This is a genomic window from Pseudomonas sp. 20-5 (assembly GCF_056782835.1).
The window spans coordinates 1,899,394-1,913,598 of the sequence record NZ_CM165584.1; the positions used below are offsets into that span (position 1 = coordinate 1,899,394).

General features: G+C 67.8%; 18 protein-coding genes. 5 read left to right on the plus strand and 13 right to left on the minus strand.

What is annotated here, in order from left to right:
- Positions 1-121: 121 nt before the first annotated feature.
- Positions 122-439: an Mpo1-like protein gene (locus AC1RB9_RS08905; protein ID WP_003114819.1), complete on the minus strand. Its 318-nt coding sequence runs from the start codon at positions 437-439 to the stop codon at positions 122-124.
- A 142-nt stretch (positions 440-581) separates the two neighbouring features.
- On the opposite strand from AC1RB9_RS08905, the gene AC1RB9_RS08910 reads away from it, so the two are divergent.
- Positions 582-1,595, plus strand: coding sequence for an AraC family transcriptional regulator (locus tag AC1RB9_RS08910; protein WP_003158340.1), 1,014 nt, complete (start codon positions 582-584; stop codon positions 1,593-1,595).
- A 22-nt stretch (positions 1,596-1,617) separates the two neighbouring features.
- On the opposite strand, the gene AC1RB9_RS08915 is transcribed toward AC1RB9_RS08910, so the two are convergent.
- The 5 genes from AC1RB9_RS08915 to AC1RB9_RS08935 form a co-directional block, all read right to left on the minus strand.
- Positions 1,618-2,262, minus strand: a complete 645-nt coding sequence (locus tag AC1RB9_RS08915; protein ID WP_003109195.1) for an ABC-type transport auxiliary lipoprotein family protein — start codon at positions 2,260-2,262, stop codon at positions 1,618-1,620.
- The gene (locus AC1RB9_RS08920; RefSeq protein ID WP_003114822.1) at positions 2,259-3,197 is read right to left on the minus strand and encodes an MlaD family protein; all 939 of its coding nucleotides are present in this window, start codon (positions 3,195-3,197) and stop codon (positions 2,259-2,261) included. The genes AC1RB9_RS08915 and AC1RB9_RS08920 overlap by 4 nt, the downstream gene beginning before the upstream one ends.
- A gap of 1 nt (position 3,198) precedes the next feature.
- Positions 3,199-3,993: an ABC transporter ATP-binding protein gene (locus tag AC1RB9_RS08925; protein WP_003114823.1), complete on the minus strand. Its 795-nt coding sequence runs from the start codon at positions 3,991-3,993 to the stop codon at positions 3,199-3,201.
- The gene (locus tag AC1RB9_RS08930; protein WP_003452815.1) at positions 3,990-5,135 is read right to left on the minus strand and encodes an MlaE family ABC transporter permease; all 1,146 of its coding nucleotides are present in this window, start codon (positions 5,133-5,135) and stop codon (positions 3,990-3,992) included. The genes AC1RB9_RS08925 and AC1RB9_RS08930 overlap by 4 nt, the downstream gene beginning before the upstream one ends.
- Positions 5,136-5,201: 66 nt before the next feature.
- Positions 5,202-6,656, minus strand: a complete 1,455-nt coding sequence (locus AC1RB9_RS08935) for a TrkH family potassium uptake protein (protein WP_003452812.1) — start codon at positions 6,654-6,656, stop codon at positions 5,202-5,204.
- 157 nt (positions 6,657-6,813) lie between these two features.
- Between AC1RB9_RS08935 and AC1RB9_RS08940 the strand changes: the two genes are divergently transcribed.
- Together AC1RB9_RS08940 and AC1RB9_RS08945 are read left to right on the plus strand one after the other, a co-directional pair.
- On the plus strand, positions 6,814-7,185 hold the full coding sequence (locus tag AC1RB9_RS08940; RefSeq protein ID WP_003114826.1) for a YkgJ family cysteine cluster protein: 372 nt from the start codon (positions 6,814-6,816) through the stop codon (positions 7,183-7,185).
- Between the two features lie 64 nt (positions 7,186-7,249).
- On the plus strand, positions 7,250-7,810 hold the full coding sequence (locus AC1RB9_RS08945; RefSeq protein ID WP_003114828.1) for a nitroreductase family protein: 561 nt from the start codon (positions 7,250-7,252) through the stop codon (positions 7,808-7,810).
- On the opposite strand, the gene AC1RB9_RS08950 is transcribed toward AC1RB9_RS08945, so the two are convergent.
- From AC1RB9_RS08950 to AC1RB9_RS08980, 7 genes are all read right to left on the minus strand, one after another.
- The gene (locus AC1RB9_RS08950) at positions 7,791-8,270 is read right to left on the minus strand and encodes a hypothetical protein (protein ID WP_003452808.1); all 480 of its coding nucleotides are present in this window, start codon (positions 8,268-8,270) and stop codon (positions 7,791-7,793) included. The genes AC1RB9_RS08945 and AC1RB9_RS08950 overlap by 20 nt on opposite strands.
- Before the next feature lie 39 nt (positions 8,271-8,309).
- Positions 8,310-9,647: a sensor histidine kinase gene (locus AC1RB9_RS08955; protein WP_003114830.1), complete on the minus strand. Its 1,338-nt coding sequence runs from the start codon at positions 9,645-9,647 to the stop codon at positions 8,310-8,312.
- Between the two features lie 114 nt (positions 9,648-9,761).
- Positions 9,762-10,202, minus strand: coding sequence for a Spy/CpxP family protein refolding chaperone (locus AC1RB9_RS08960; protein ID WP_003114831.1), 441 nt, complete (start codon positions 10,200-10,202; stop codon positions 9,762-9,764).
- Positions 10,203-10,330: 128 nt separating this feature from the next.
- Complete coding sequence (locus AC1RB9_RS08965) at positions 10,331-11,008, minus strand: response regulator transcription factor (RefSeq protein WP_003091491.1); 678 nt, start codon at positions 11,006-11,008, stop codon at positions 10,331-10,333.
- 10 nt (positions 11,009-11,018) lie between these two features.
- Complete coding sequence (locus AC1RB9_RS08970; protein WP_003114832.1) at positions 11,019-11,381, minus strand: hypothetical protein; 363 nt, start codon at positions 11,379-11,381, stop codon at positions 11,019-11,021.
- A 175-nt stretch (positions 11,382-11,556) separates the two neighbouring features.
- Entirely contained in the window at positions 11,557-11,856 is a 300-nt protein-coding gene (locus AC1RB9_RS08975; protein WP_003091489.1) for a YciI family protein, read from the minus strand.
- A 1-nt stretch (position 11,857) separates the two neighbouring features.
- Positions 11,858-12,445: a septation protein A gene (locus AC1RB9_RS08980; RefSeq protein ID WP_003091488.1), complete on the minus strand. Its 588-nt coding sequence runs from the start codon at positions 12,443-12,445 to the stop codon at positions 11,858-11,860.
- 215 nt (positions 12,446-12,660) lie between these two features.
- On the opposite strand from AC1RB9_RS08980, the gene AC1RB9_RS08985 reads away from it, so the two are divergent.
- Entirely contained in the window at positions 12,661-13,548 is an 888-nt protein-coding gene (locus AC1RB9_RS08985; RefSeq protein WP_003114833.1) for a PHP domain-containing protein, read from the plus strand.
- Complete coding sequence (locus AC1RB9_RS08990) at positions 13,545-14,174, plus strand: L-threonylcarbamoyladenylate synthase (RefSeq protein ID WP_003091486.1); 630 nt, start codon at positions 13,545-13,547, stop codon at positions 14,172-14,174. Before AC1RB9_RS08985 ends, AC1RB9_RS08990 begins: the two co-directional genes overlap by 4 nt.
- Positions 14,175-14,205 lie beyond the last annotated feature (31 nt).

Below are 14,205 nucleotides of genomic sequence, written 5' to 3' on the forward strand. Positions count from 1 at the left end.
TAACCAAGCGTTTGCGCGGCGGCCAGTGACAGCTGATCGATAGTTCAGGAAAGCGCGCCGATCCGGGACCGACGGTCGTCCCGGGGGAGCGACCGGCCCGGGGGCCAGCCGCGCGGATGGGTCAGAAGCGGATGCGGCCGGTGAAAGCGTCCTTGAGCATCACCCAGTCGCCCATGAACGACCACAGCGGGTACTTGAAGGTGGCCGGGCGGTTCTTCTCGAAGACGAAGTGGCCGACCCAGGCGAAGCCGTAGCCCACCAGCGGCAGCGCCAGCAGCCATAGCCACTGCTGGCTGGCCACGGCGTGGAAGAGCACCGCCAGCACCAGCAGGCTGCCGACGTAGTGCAGGCGGCGGCACACCGCGTTGCTGTGTTCCTGCAGGTAGTAGGGGTAGAACTCGGCGAAACTGTGGAAACGCTCGTCATCAGGGCTGCTCATGGAATGCCTCCTCTCGTTGTGTCCGCGCAGTGTAGTGCGGGCCGCACGATGTCGCGGATGACATACAGGGCCAGTTTAGTATCCTTGGGCCGCCAGGCCGGACGACGGTCGGCGTGCCTCCCGCCAGAACAAGAAGAGACCGATGCCGGAACGTACAACCTTGTCCAGCTGGGTCCAGGGCATCGTCCTCGCCCTGGAGCTGGAAGGCCTCGACGGACGCCAGCTGTTCGCCGAGCTGGGCCTCGACTACCAGGCCTTGCAGGACCCCGACGCGCGCTTCCCGCAGGACGCCATGAGCCGTCTGTGGCAGCGTGCGGTGGCGCTCAGCGGCAACCCGGCGATCGCCCTGAACATCGCCCGGGTCCGGCGCCCGGCTTTCCACGTCGTCGGCTATGCGCTGATGTCGAGCCGCAACCTGGCGGAAGGCTTCGCGCGCCTGGAGCGCTACCAGCGGATCATCGCGGAAGCGTCCGACCTGACTTTCCGCCGCACGCCGCAGGGCTATCGAATCGGCGTCACGGTGCATGGCGATCGCCTGCCGGCGCCACCGCAGAGTGCCGAATGCTCGCTGGCCTACCTGGTGGACATGGTCCGCTGGATCACCGGCCGGTCGCTGGACCCGCTGGCGGTGGAGCTGCCCGGCGCGCCCCGCGAGCCGCTGGCACCCTATGTCGATCTGTTCCGCGCGCCGCTGCGCTTTCACGCCGAGGAGTTCGCGCTGGTGTTTTCCCGCGTCGACCTCGAGACGCCGCTACCCTCGGCCAACGAGGCGCTGGCCCAGTTGCACGATCGCTTCGCCGGCGAATACCTGGCGCGTTTCAGTACCAGCCGCATTACCCATCTGACCCGGCAGACCTTGTGCCGGCTGCTGCCGCAGGGAGAACCCAAGCGCGAACGGGTGGCCCAGGCGCTGCACCTGTCGCAGCGCACCTTGCAACGGCGCCTCCAGGAAGAAGGCACCAGCTACCAGCAACTGCTCGACGACACGCGCCGGGATATGGCCGAACAGTATCTCCAGCAGCCCGGCCTGACCTTGCTGGAAGTCGCCTACCTGCTGGGTTTCGCCGATCCGAGCAATTTCTTCCGGGCATTCCGCCGCTGGTTCGGCTGCACGCCCAACGAATACCGGGCGCGCCGCCAGGAGCGCCCGGGCTAGTCGCCAGGCCAGGCGGGACGCTTCAGGGTTGCACGGCGGGTTGCGCCGAGGCCTGGCGCAGGGTCCAGTCGAGAACCTGGGCCGACAGCGTATCGCCGGCCTTGCCGAAGGCGCTGACCACCGCCGCGACCTTCTTGCCATCCACCGGCTGGCTGACCTCGAAACGCCGGCTGGCGACCACGCGCTTGTCGTCGGTACGCACCAGGCGCGCGTCGTAGCGGATCAGCGCGCTGGCCTGGCCGTTCGGGTACTCGGTCTGGAAGGCGCGAAGGTCGCCGCCCAGTTCGAAATCGGCCTGCAGGTTGCTGTCGTCGCTGCTCAGGCCGCGGACCCGGCCGTCGGCCTGGAACGCCTGCATCAGACGGTCGCGCAGCAGCGACGGCGCCGGATCGCTCCAGCGCGCGCCCTGGTACACGCTGATTTCGTCGCCGTGTGGGCGCACCGCGATGCGCGGGCTCTCCAGCACCAGGCTGGTACGCGGCCGGGCGATCCGCAGCGACCAGTCGACCGGCCGCGCGGCGGCGCTGGCCGGAGGGTTGTGCACCGGTAGCAGGTAGACCTGGAGGACCTGCGCCTCCGGCAGGATCGAGCAGGCGCCGAGGGTGGCGAGCGCGGCCAGGCCGGCGGCCAGGGACAGGCGACGCAGCGGGCGAAGGGCGAGCCTCATGGGGTGAACTCCTTGGTTTTTTCCCGGCCCAGCAGGTAGTTCGCCGGGTTCTCTTCCAGGCGCCGGCTGATTCCGCGCAGTGCCGCCAGGGTATCGCGCAGTTCGCTGACCGCCGGGCCCAGCTCGGCGAGTCCCTGGATGCCGCCGTCCAGCGAGTGGCGATTCTCGCTGATCAACTGGTCGAGGGTGGCGCTGGTGCGCTCCAGCGAAGCCATGGTCTTGTTGGCGTTTTCCAGCATCCCCTTGCCTTGCTCGTTGAGCAGGCCGTTGGCGCTGCGCATCAACTCGCTGGCCTGGGCCAGGGCGGCGTTGGCCTGCCTGCTCGCCTGGGCCAACTGCTGCATCACCGCGCTGACGTTCTCGCGCTCGGCGGAGAGCGCGCCGGTGGCCTGGTCGAGATGGTCGAGGGTGCGGCTGATGCGCGCTGTGTTTTCCTCGGAGAGCAGGTTGCTGAAGCGCGCGATGAGCTGGTTGATGTTGCCCATCAGGTCTTCGCCGTTGCTCAGTAACTGGGTCAGCGGCGAGGGCGTGGCGACGATCACCGGGATCTTCCCGTCCTTGCCCTCCAGCATCGGGCTGGCGGGCGTGCCGCTGCTGAGCTGGATGATCGAGGTGCCGGTGATCCCGGTGAGCGCCAGCTTGGCGGTGGTGTCCTGCTTGATCGGCGCGCTGGCCACCACGCGGATGCGTGCCCAGACCTTGCGCGGGTCCTTCGGATCGAGGCGGAGGAAGGCCACGTCGCCGACCTTGATCCCGCTGTACTGCACCGAGCTGCCCTGGGAAAGGCCGCTGACCGCTTCGTTGAAGACGATGTCGTAGTAGTTGAACTTGCCCTCCGAGCCGGACTTGGCCAGCCACAGGCCGAAGAGCAGGGCGGCACCGATCACGATCACGCTGAACAGGCCGATCAACACATGGTGGGCTCGGGTTTCCATCTCAGTGATTCTCCGGCACGGCGGCGGCTTGGTGGGCGGCGCGCCCGCGCGGCCCGTGGAAGTATTCGCGAACCCAGGCGTCGTCGGTGGCGGCGACCCGTTCCAGGGTGTCGACCACCAGGACCTTCTTCTGCGACAGCACGGCGACCCGGTCGCAGATGGTGTACAGGGTGTCCAGGTCATGGGTGACCAGGAACACGGTCAGGCCGAGGGCGTCGCGCAGGGTACGGATCAGGTTGTCGAAGGCCGCCGCGCCGATCGGGTCGAGGCCGGCGGTGGGCTCGTCGAGGAACAGGATGTCCGGGTCCAGCGCCAGGGCGCGGGCCAGGGCGGCGCGCTTGATCATGCCGCCGGAAAGCGAGGCCGGATACTTGTCGCCGGCGTTGGCCGGTAGCCCGGCCAGGGCCAGCTTGACCTGGGCCAGGTGCTCGGCGTCGGCGCGCGGCAGGCCGGCGTTCTCGATCAGCGGCAGGGCGACGTTCTCCACCACGGTAAGCGAGGAAAACAGCGCGCCCTGCTGGAACAGCACGCCGAAGCGCCGTTCGACCAGGGAGCGGCGCTCCTCTGGCAGTTGCAGCAGGTCTTCGCCGAACACCCGCACGCTGCCGGAGGTCGGCCGGCGCAGGCCGACGATGCTGCGCAGCAGCACCGACTTGCCGGTGCCGGAGCCGCCGACCACGCCGAGGATCTCGCCGCGACGGACGTCGAGGTCGAGGTGCTCGTGGACCGCCTGGGCGCCGAAACGGTTGCACAGGTCGCGGACCTGGATGATCGCCTGCGGGTTGTCCTGGTTCACCAGCCCATCTCCATGAAGAACAGCGCGGCGAGGGCGTCGAGCAGGATCACCACGAAGATCGAGTGGACCACGCTGGTGGTGGTGTGCTCGCCCACCGACTGGGCGCTGCCGCTGACCTTGAAGCCTTCCAGGCAGCCGATCACGGCGATCAGGAAGGCGAACAGCGGGGCCTTGCTGATACCGACCAGGAAATGCTGTACGCCGATTCCGTCCTCCATGATCGACAGGAACATCGCCGGCGGGATGTCCAGGGTCCAGGCGCAGACGGTCATGCCGCCGACGATGCCGCAGAGCATGCCGACGAAGGTCAGCATCGGTAGCGATACCAGCAGCGCCAGCACCCGCGGCAGCACCAGCAGCTCGATGGGGTTGAGGCCGAGGGCGCGGATCGCGTCGATCTCCTCGTTGGCCTTCATCGAGCCGATCTGCGCGGTGAAGGCGCTGGCGGTGCGGCCGGCCATGAGGATCGCGGTGAGCAGCACGGCGAACTCGCGGAGGAAGGAGAACACCACCAGGTTGACCGTGTAGATGGTCGCGCCGAAGTTGGCCAGCACCGTGGCGCCGAGGAAGGCGATCACCGCGCCGACCAGGAAGGTCAGCAGGGCGATGATCGGCACCGCGTCCAGGCCGCTCTTCTCGATGTTCGCCACCAGCGGCGTGACCCGCCAACTGGCCGGGCGGACCAGGCTGCGGAACAGGGTCTCCAGGGTCAGGCCGATGAAGCCGAGGAGTGCCTTGAGGTGCAGCCAGAAGGTCTCCATGGCACAACCGATGCGAGCCAGCAGTTCGATGGCGGTGGTTGGCGGCTTGGGTTTCTCCGGCTCGCAGAAGTCGTGCAGGGCGTGGCCGACGGTCTTCAGCAGGGCCTGGCGCTCGCGCGGCAGGCCGGGCTCCAGCTCGGCGAGGTCGGCCAGGCGCTCGGCGCCGAGCAATTCGGCGAGCAGGGCGGCGCCGGCGGTATCCAGGGCGCCCAGTTGGCTCAGGTCGAAGCTGGCGTTGGCCGCCACTTCGCTGCGCAGGCGCGTCACCTCGCGCTCCAGAGCCGTGTAGTGGGCGAGCGTCCAATCACCTATGGCTCTGACGCGGGCGGGCTGGGTGGAGCTATCCAGGCTCACGTGGCCGGGTTGCGGCTGTGTCGTCATGGTGCAGAAGCTTACACCGGCTTTTCAGTCCCTGAGTAGAGCCATTGCAGACAGGCCCGTGAGCGCTCAGTGGCGCCAGAACGCCGGGGTCAGCAGGACCAGCACGGTGATGATCTCCAGGCGACCGAGCAGCATGCCGGCGGCCAGCAGCCACTTGGCGGCGTCCGGCAGGCTGGCGAAGTTGCCCGAGGGGCCGATGATGGGCCCCATCCCCGGGCCTACGCCGGCCACGGTACTGGCGGCGCCGGTGAGCGCGGTCATCCAGTCCAGGCCGATCAGCGACAGGCCGAGGGCGAGCAGGCAGACGACGATCGCGAAGAAGAACGAGAAGGTCAGGATCGAGCGGACGATTTCCTCGTCCAGGCGATGGCCGTTGTAGTTCTGCTTGAGCACTGCGCGCGGATGGATCAACTGGTAGAGGTTGGCCTTGAGCAGGGTATAGGCGACCTGGAAGCGGAAGATCTTGATACCGCCGGCGGTAGAACCGGAGCAACCGCCGATGAAGCCGAGGTAGAAGAACAGCATGATCGAGAAGTGCCCCCACATGCTGTAGTCGCCGAGGGCGAAGCCGGTGGTGGTGACCACCGAGGTGACGTTCACTGCGACGATGCGGAAAGCATCCATCCAGGGCAGCTTGGAGTTTACCGCGTACCAGGTGCCCATCAGCAGCCAGGTCACCAGCAGCAGGCCGAGCAGGCCGCGGACCTGCTGGTCCTTGATCAGCGCCTTGCGGTGTCCGCGCAGGGTGGCGACGTAGAGCGCGAATGGCAGGCTGCCGAGGATCATCACCACTACCGCGGTCCAGTGCACCGCTGGCTGCTTCCACTTGGCCAGGGATTGGTCGGAGGTGGAGAAACCGCCGGTGGAAATCGCCGACATGGCGTGGTTGACCGCGTCGAACGGGCTCATGCCCGCGCCCCAGAAGGCCAGGCTGCCGAGCAGGGTGATGCCGACATAGGTGGCGACGATGTACTTGGCGACCATGTGCGAGCGTGGCAGGACTTTTTCCGAGCGGTCCGAGGATTCGGTCTGGAACAGGCGCATGCCGCCGATCCGCAGCATCGGCAGGATCGCCACGGCCATGGCGATGAAGCCGATGCCGCCCAGCCAGTGCAGCAGAGAGCGCCAGATGAGGATGCCCGGGGACATGTCGTCCAGCCCGCTGAGCACGGTGGAGCCGGTGGCGGTGATTCCCGACATGCTTTCGAAGAAGGCATCGGTGTAGCTGATGTGCTGCTGCAGGACGAACGGCAGGGCGGCGAAGATGCATACCAGCACCCAGCTCGATACGGTGAGCATGTACATGTCCCGCGGGCGCAGGTGGACATGCTCGGGACGTCCCGGCAGGACCAGGCCGAGGCCGGTGACGAAGGTGGCGACGCTGGACCAGATGAATGCCTGGATGCCTTCGGTACGGTCGAAGGCGAGCATGGTCAGGATCGGGACCAGCATGCTGGCGGCCAGAGTGATCAGGAAGATGCCGATGATGAAACCGAGGATACGTAGGGTCGGCAAGGCCATGGATCGTGGGGCTCTGGGCTGTGGCGGACCGGCCATTCTACCAGCCGTCCGCGGAGAGTAAATCTGCCGCTGCACCCCTCTTCACAGCTGCCGCGAAATCGCTAGAATCTCGCTTCGCCCGCCGGCGCTCGCCGGTTTCTCTGGTGTTCTGCCAACCATGTCCACTGACAATCCGTGTCTTACCTGCGGCGCCTGCTGTGCGCATTTTCGTGTGTCTTTCTATTGGGGCGAGTGCCGTTCCGCAGGTGGCGTCGTACCCGACGAACTGACCGTCCGCATCAGCCCGCAGATGGTTGCCATGAGCGGTACCGAGAACAAGCCGGCACGCTGCGTCGGGCTGCTCGGCGAGGTCGGTTGCGGCGTTCGCTGCACCGTCTACGAGCAGCGCTCGAGTACCTGCCGCGAGTTCGAGGCGGCCTGGGCCAACGGCCAGCCCAACCCGGCCTGCGATGCCGCGCGCGCCGCCTACGGCCTGCCGCCGCTGACCCCGCCGCTGCAGCCGCACCTGGCGCCGGGACGGGTCGCCTGAGAGCGGGCGTGAGCCTGGTGATTGCGTCTACAATGGCGATTTCGTTTCTGACAGGAGTTCGCCCATGGAGGCTCTCGACGCCTTGCTCACTCGCGTTTCCCACGCCCGCCTGAGCGATCCCGCGCCCTCGCCGGAGCAGCTCGACCGGCTGTTCCGGGTCGCCTTGCGTGCCCCGGACCACGGGCAACTGCGGCCCTGGCGCTTCATCCTGGTAGAGGGCGAAGGCCGCCGGGCCCTGGGCGACCTCTACGCCCGCGCCCTGGCGAGCCGCCAGCCGGACGCCGCCGAGGAAGCGCTGGCCAAGGCCCGCAACATGCCGCTGCGCGCACCGCTGCTGGTCGTGGCGGTCGCTTGCCTGCAGGACCACCCGAAGGTGCCGCACGCTGAGCAACTGCTGGCTGCCGGCTGCGCCGCCCACGGCCTGGTGCTGGGCGCCTATGCCCAGGGACTGGGGGCGATGTGGCGGACCGGCGAGATGGCCACCGATCCGGTGGTGCACGCCGGCCTGGGGCTCGGCGAGCAGGAGCGGATCATCGGCTTCGTCTACCTGGGTACGCCGATGGGCGAGTTGCGCACGCCGGCGGAACTCGACCCGACGGCCTTCGTCAGCGCCTGGCCGGGCTGAGCGGCAACAGCAGGCGTACGCACCAATACGCGCCCTGGGCGTGCCAGAGCAGTCGTCCGCCCTGCCAGCCGGCCAGTCGTCGGGCGGCTTCCACGGCCGCCGGCAGCCAGCGCCAGCCTTCTTCCGCCTGGCCGAGGATGTCCAGGCGCAGCCGGCCGTGGCGTGCGTCCAGCGCCGGATTCAGTGTGATGCGCTGCCACGGGCGGGCCTGCGCGGCGCCGCCGAGCAGGCCGTAGAGCGCCTCGTGCAAGGCCGGGCGCCAGCTTTCCAGCGGCCAGGTGCCGCGTTCCGGCAGGTTCAGGTCGAGGCGCGCCCAGCGATGCCGCAGTTGCTGGGCGACCTGTCCCAGCTCGACCGCCAGGACCAGCGATTGCGGCTCGTCGCCGGGAGGTTCCGGCGGCGGCGCGATGGCCTGGGCGAGCGGGCGTTCATCGAGGAACAACGAAGCGGGAAGAGTCATGCCGGATGCTCCTGGGGAATTGTTCATCTGGGCGCGGCGTCATTCGGTCGCCTTGCGCCGTAGCGGCAGGCTGAGGGTGGCGATGAAGCCGCCGTCGGGATGGTTGCCCAGGCGCAGGTGCCCGCCGTGGCGCTCGATGGCGCGGCGGGCGATGGCCAGGCCCAGGCCGTGTCCCGGGCTGCTCTGGTTGGGTGCGCGGAAGAACGGCTCGCCCAACTGCTCCTGCAGTTCGGCGGCGATGCCTGGCCCATGGTCGCGGACGCTCAGGCGCAGGTAGTCGCCGGCGCTGCTGGCACGCACCTCCAGGGGTTGGCCGACGGGGTTGAAGCGCACGGCGTTGCGCAGCAGGTTGTCTACCGCGCGTTCGAACATGTCCGGCCAGCCGTCGATGCTCAGGTCAGGCGCCACCTCCAGGCGGATATCCTGTTCCGGAGCCAGCAGCAGGGCGTCTTCGCGCAGCCGCTGGAGCAGCGGTAGCAGGGCGATCCGTTGGCTCGCGCCGGGTTCGGCGTCGAGCCGGGCGAGGGCGAGGATCTCGCCGATCAGCGCTTCCAGGCGGTCGCATTCCTGTTCCAGGCGCGGCCACATCTGCGCCCGCGCTTCCGGTTCGGCGCGTTCGGCCAGGGCCAGGGCGATGCGCAGGCGAGCCAGCGGCGAGCGCAGTTCGTGGGATACGTCGCGGAGCAACTGACGCTGGCTGCCGATCAGGCTTTGCAGGCGTTCGCCCATGCGGTTGAAATCGCGCGCCAGGGTGCCCAGTTCATCGCCGCGCCGCGCCAGGCGGGCCAGGCTGTCCTTCTGGTAGGCGGTCTGGCCGAGGTCGTGCACGGCGCGCCGCAGACGGTTCAGCGGACGGGTGATGGACAGCGTCAGCAGCAGGCTGAACAGGGTCAGCACCACCAGTGCGATGCCCAGCGCGCTGAGCGGCCAGAGCAGGCTGCCGCGGTGCCAGGCCTCCAGCTCCGGGTGCGGGATGCGGTAGATGAACAGATAGGTATGGTTGCTCTGCGGGCTGACGTATTCCTGGCTCAGCTGGCGCCAGGGGAAGCGCGGCAGGTTGCGGTCGCTGGTGCGCGGCGGGCGGTGGTGGGGGCGCGGCAGGTAGGTGCCGTCGACCAGGCGCTGGCCGCTTTCATCGAGCACCTGGATGGAAATCCCGTAGTCGCGACGGCGTTGCTCCAGCAAGCCCTGGGCCGCGTAGCTGCCCTGTTCTTCGTAGAGGGCGGTCCACTGCTCGGCGAGATCCTTCAGGCCAGGATGGCGGGCGATGATCCAGGTGTCCTGGTTCAGCGCACGACCCAGCAGGATGGACAGCCCGGCGACCAGCAGCAGGGCCAGCCAGAAGGCGGCGAGGATTCGCCAGAAGAGTGAACGCATGGTTTTCCTGTTGAATCGCATGTCGGGCCGGCCGCGAGGGTAAACCCCTAGGATATGCGATTCCGGCTGGTCGGAAGACCGCTACCGGAGGACCCGGTAGCGGTGGCTCGGACGTCAGTTGGACTTCTTGTCGGCCTTCCATTGCTGGAATTCGGCCCACTCTGCCTTGCGCTGCTCGCGCTTCTTCTGCAGTTCGTCGAACTTCTTCTGCTGCTCGGGGGTGAGCAGGGCGCGGATGTCCTTCTGGGTCTTCTCGTGGCTGGCCTTGAGTTCGTCCTTCAGGGCCTTCTGCTCGGCCGCCGGCAGCTTGGCCAGGTAGCGCTGGGTGATCTCGTGGCGGGCCTTCATTTGTTCGCCCATCAGTTTGCCCATCTGCTGGCGCTGTTCGCGGGTCAGGTCCAGTTCCTTCATCGGGCCGCCATGCCGGGGACCGTGCTGGCCCATCATGTGGCCGCCTTCCATCGGCGGGGGGGGCAGGTCGTTGGCGGCGGGCGCGGCCATGGCGAAGGTCGGCAGGGCGGCGGCGATGAACAGGGCGGTTAGCGTCTTGCGCATGGTGTTTCTCCTTTCTGGGTCCGGCCATTTACCGGATGAGCCCAGTCTAGGGAGGTCAAGGTCAAGCGCGGTCAGCCCTGGGTAAAGCTTGGGTAAAGACCTTGTGTCGGCGGGCTGACGAAACCCGCTCAGTGGCTGTAGTAGTAGCCGCGGCCGCGCAGGGCGAGGATGCGCGGGCTGCCGTCGGGGTGGCTGCCGAGCTTCTTGCGCAGGTTGCTGACGTGCATGTCCAGGCTGCGGTCGTAGAGGGTCAGCTTGCGGCCCAGCGCCAGTTGCGCCAGGGCCTGCTTGTCCAGCGGCTCGCCGGGCTGGCGCAGGAGCGCTTCGAGGATGCGGCTTTCGGAAAGGGTCAGGCTGATCTCCTGGCCGTCGATCTGCGCCACGCCGCGCGTCAGGTTCAGCGACAGGTCGCCCAGTTGCATCTGCGCGCTGGGTTGCGCCGGGTGGGTTCGCCGCAGCACGGCGCGCAGCCGTGCGGTGAGTTCGCGCGGGTCGCAGGGCTTGGCCAGGTAGTCGTCGGCGCCCAGTTCCAGACCGAGGATGCGGTCCAGCGGCTCGCCGCGGGCGGACAGCATCAGCACCGGCAGGTCGGGATGGTCGCCGCGCAGTTGCTTGAGCAGTTCCAGGCCGCTACCGTCCGGCAGCATCACGTCGAGCACCACGGCATCCGGTGTCTGCTCGGCGAGGGCGCGACGGGCCTGGGCGCCGTCGTGGCTGGCACGCACGGAGAAACCTTCCTGGACCAGCCAGGTACCGAGCAGCTCGCAGAGCTCCCGGTCATCGTCGATCAACAGCAGTTCGCTCATCGAGTGTCGCTCAATTGATCCATTCGCGTCGCTGTCGCCGGCGGCCGCGGCTCAGGGCACCGAGGACGAACGCGAGCAGGGCCGTGGCGGCGCCGGCGACATACCAGGTCTGCTCTTCCGTGAGCAGCGGCGGTTGCCGCTGCGCCTGGGCCGCCTGCAGCTGCTCGCGCAACTGGCGGTTCTCCTGGCGCATACGACTGACCAGTTCGTCGCGCTGGCGTTCCGTTTCCACCAGGCGGCGCTCCAGTTCGGCGGTAGCCTGCGTAATGGAAGGCTGCGCGGCTGGAATCGGTGCCGGCGCGGGTTCCTCGGCCAGGGCCAGGGAAGCTCCCAGGCTCAGCAGCAGGCAATGGGCAGCGGATGGACGCATCATGACTCCTTGTACCGATGAAGCGACGGATTGCACTGTCTTCCGGTTCGCCCTTCCGGCTTGGCGAAAGCGCCGGGTCGGCCTGGTTGCGCTGCGGCGGGCACCGGAAAGCGGCGTCCGGTGCGAAAACGTTTGCCGGGAGGGCGACCGGGCCGGCCGCCGGTACCCGGCGACTGCCTCAGGGCAGGACTTTCTTGAACGGCTTGACCACCACCTCGGCGTACACCCCGGCGGCCCGGTAGGGATCGGCCTCGGCCCAGCTCTGCGCCGCGGCCAGCGAATCGAATTCGGCGACGATCAGGCTGCCGGTGAAGCCGGCGGCGCCCGGGTCGTTGCTGTCGATCGCCGGGTGCGGGCCGGCGAGTACCAGGCGGCCTTCTTCCTTCAGCTGTTCGAGACGGGCCAGGTGGGCCGGGCGGCTGGCCAGGCGGCGTTCCTGGGAAGCGGGGATGTCACGGGCGATGATCGCGTAGAGCATGTCAGTCCTTGGGCTTTTCGCCGGTATCGGCGTCGTGCAGGTGGCGAGCCAGGAACAGGCCCTGGCCGATCAGGAACAGCAAGGTCATGCCGAGGCTGCCGAACACCTTGAAGTCCACCCAGAAGTTCGGATAGGTGAAGACCACGTACAGGTTGGCGAAGCCGCACACCAGGAAGAACACCACCCAGGCGATGTTCAGGCGCACCCAGAGGCCCTGCGGCAACTGGATGGCATGGCCCATGATGCGCTGGATCATCGGCTTGTCGCCGATGAAGTGACTGCCGGCGAAGGCCAGGGCGAACAGCCAGTTGACCAGCGGCGCCTTCCACTTGAGGAAGGTGTCCTCGTGGAAGGCCAGGGTCAGGCCGCCGAGGACCAGGCAGGCGCCGAGGGTGAACCACTGGCTCTTTTCCAGGTGGCGGTGCTTGAGCCAGAGGGCGCCGTAGACGATCACCGAGGCGAGGATCAGGGTCGCGGTCGCGCCGTAGATGCCACTCAGATTGAACCCGGCGAACTCGACGTTCTGAGGGTCTATCTTGTAGACGATGAAGAACAGGATCAGTGGGATGAAATCGATGAATTGCTTCATGGTGGCAGTCAGGACACGGTTGAAACGGCATAATAGCAACCTCTGGATGTTCTGAAACAGTCATCCTGTCTTTCCGAATGCGTCAGGCCTGTGCCGCAGGCGCATTCGCCAGGTGGAGCAGGCTCCCCGGACCCATGAACGGTACGTCTCGATACCGCGAGGCAGCGAATCGGCGTTGCTTCATCACCATTCTTCACTGGAATCAGGATTCAGCCATGCGTGTCGATCTGCATTGCCACAGTACCGCCTCCGATGGCGTGCTCGCGCCCGCCGCCCTGGTGCAGCGGGCCCACGAGAAAGGCGTCGGGCTGCTGGCGCTGACCGACCACGACACCCTGGAAGGCCTGCCGGAAGCCCACCAGGCGGCCGCTCGACTCGGTATCGAACTGGTCAACGGTGTCGAGCTGTCCTGCACCTGGGGCGGTGCCACCATTCATGTGCTGGGCTACGGTTTCGACCTCGACGCCGCTCCCCTGCGCCAGGCGACCGAAGCCCTGCACCGGGGCCGCTGGGCGCGCGCCGAGGAAATCGACCGGCGGCTTGCGGCCAAGGGTATGCCCGGTGCGCTGGAGGGCGCGCGGGCGATCCAGCAGGCCCTGGGCGACAGCGGCAACGCGCCGGCGCGGCCGCATTTCGCCGAGTTCCTGGTCCAGGGCGGCTGGGTCAAGGATCGCGCCGACGCGTTCCGCAAGTGGCTGGGGGCCGGCAAGCTGGGAGACGTCAAGCAGCACTGGCCGACCCTGGAGGAAGTGGTCGGCTGCCTGCGCGAGGCGCGCGCCTGGATCAGCCTGGCGCACCCGTATCATTATGATTTCACCCGGACCAAGCGCCGGCGCCTGGTCGCCGACTTTCTCCAGGCCGGCGGACACGCCATCGAGGTGGTCAATGGCGTGCAGCCGGCCGAACAGGTCGGTACCCTGTCGATCCTGGCCCGCGAGTTCGGCCTGATGGTCACCGCCGGCAGCGATTTCCACGCGCCGGGCGACTGGTCCGAACTGGGCATGTACCGTGCGGTTCCAGAGGACCTTCCGGCCATGTGGCCGCGTTTCGCCAGGCATTTTCGCGATACTGAACGTCATTCCGAAGCCAAGGGGGCCGAATGAGCCAGTTCTTCCAGATCCATCCGGAAAATCCCCAGCCGCGGCTGGTCAAGCAGGCGGTGGAAATCGTCCGCCAGGGTGGGGTGATCGTCTATCCCACCGACTCGTCCTATGCCCTGGGCTGCCGCATCGGCGAAAAGACCGCGGTGGATCGCATCCGCCGCATCCGCCAACTGGACGACAAGCACAACTTCACCCTGGTCTGCCGCGACCTTTCCGAGCTGGGCGTCTATGCCAAGGTCGACACCGGCCTGTTCCGCCTGCTCAAGGCGCACACCCCCGGTCCCTACACCTTCATCCTCAGCGCCACCCGCGAGGTGCCGCGCATGCTCCTGCACCCCAAGCGCCGCACCATCGGCTTGCGCGTGCCGAACTGCCCGATCGCCCGGGCGCTGCTGGAAGAGCTGGGCGAGCCGCTGATGAGCGTGAGCCTGATCATGCCCGGCAGCGGCGAGCCGCTGAACGATCCCTATGAAATGCGCCAGGTGCTGGAACACCAGGTCGACCTGATCGTGGACGGGGGCTATGGCGGCGGCGAGGCTTCCACCGTGATCAGCCTGACCGACACCGATCCCGAAGTGATCCGCGTGGGTTGCGGCGATCCGGCGCCGTTCATGCAGCCGGCCTGAGCGCCGCCCGAATCCGCCCACCACGAGCCTA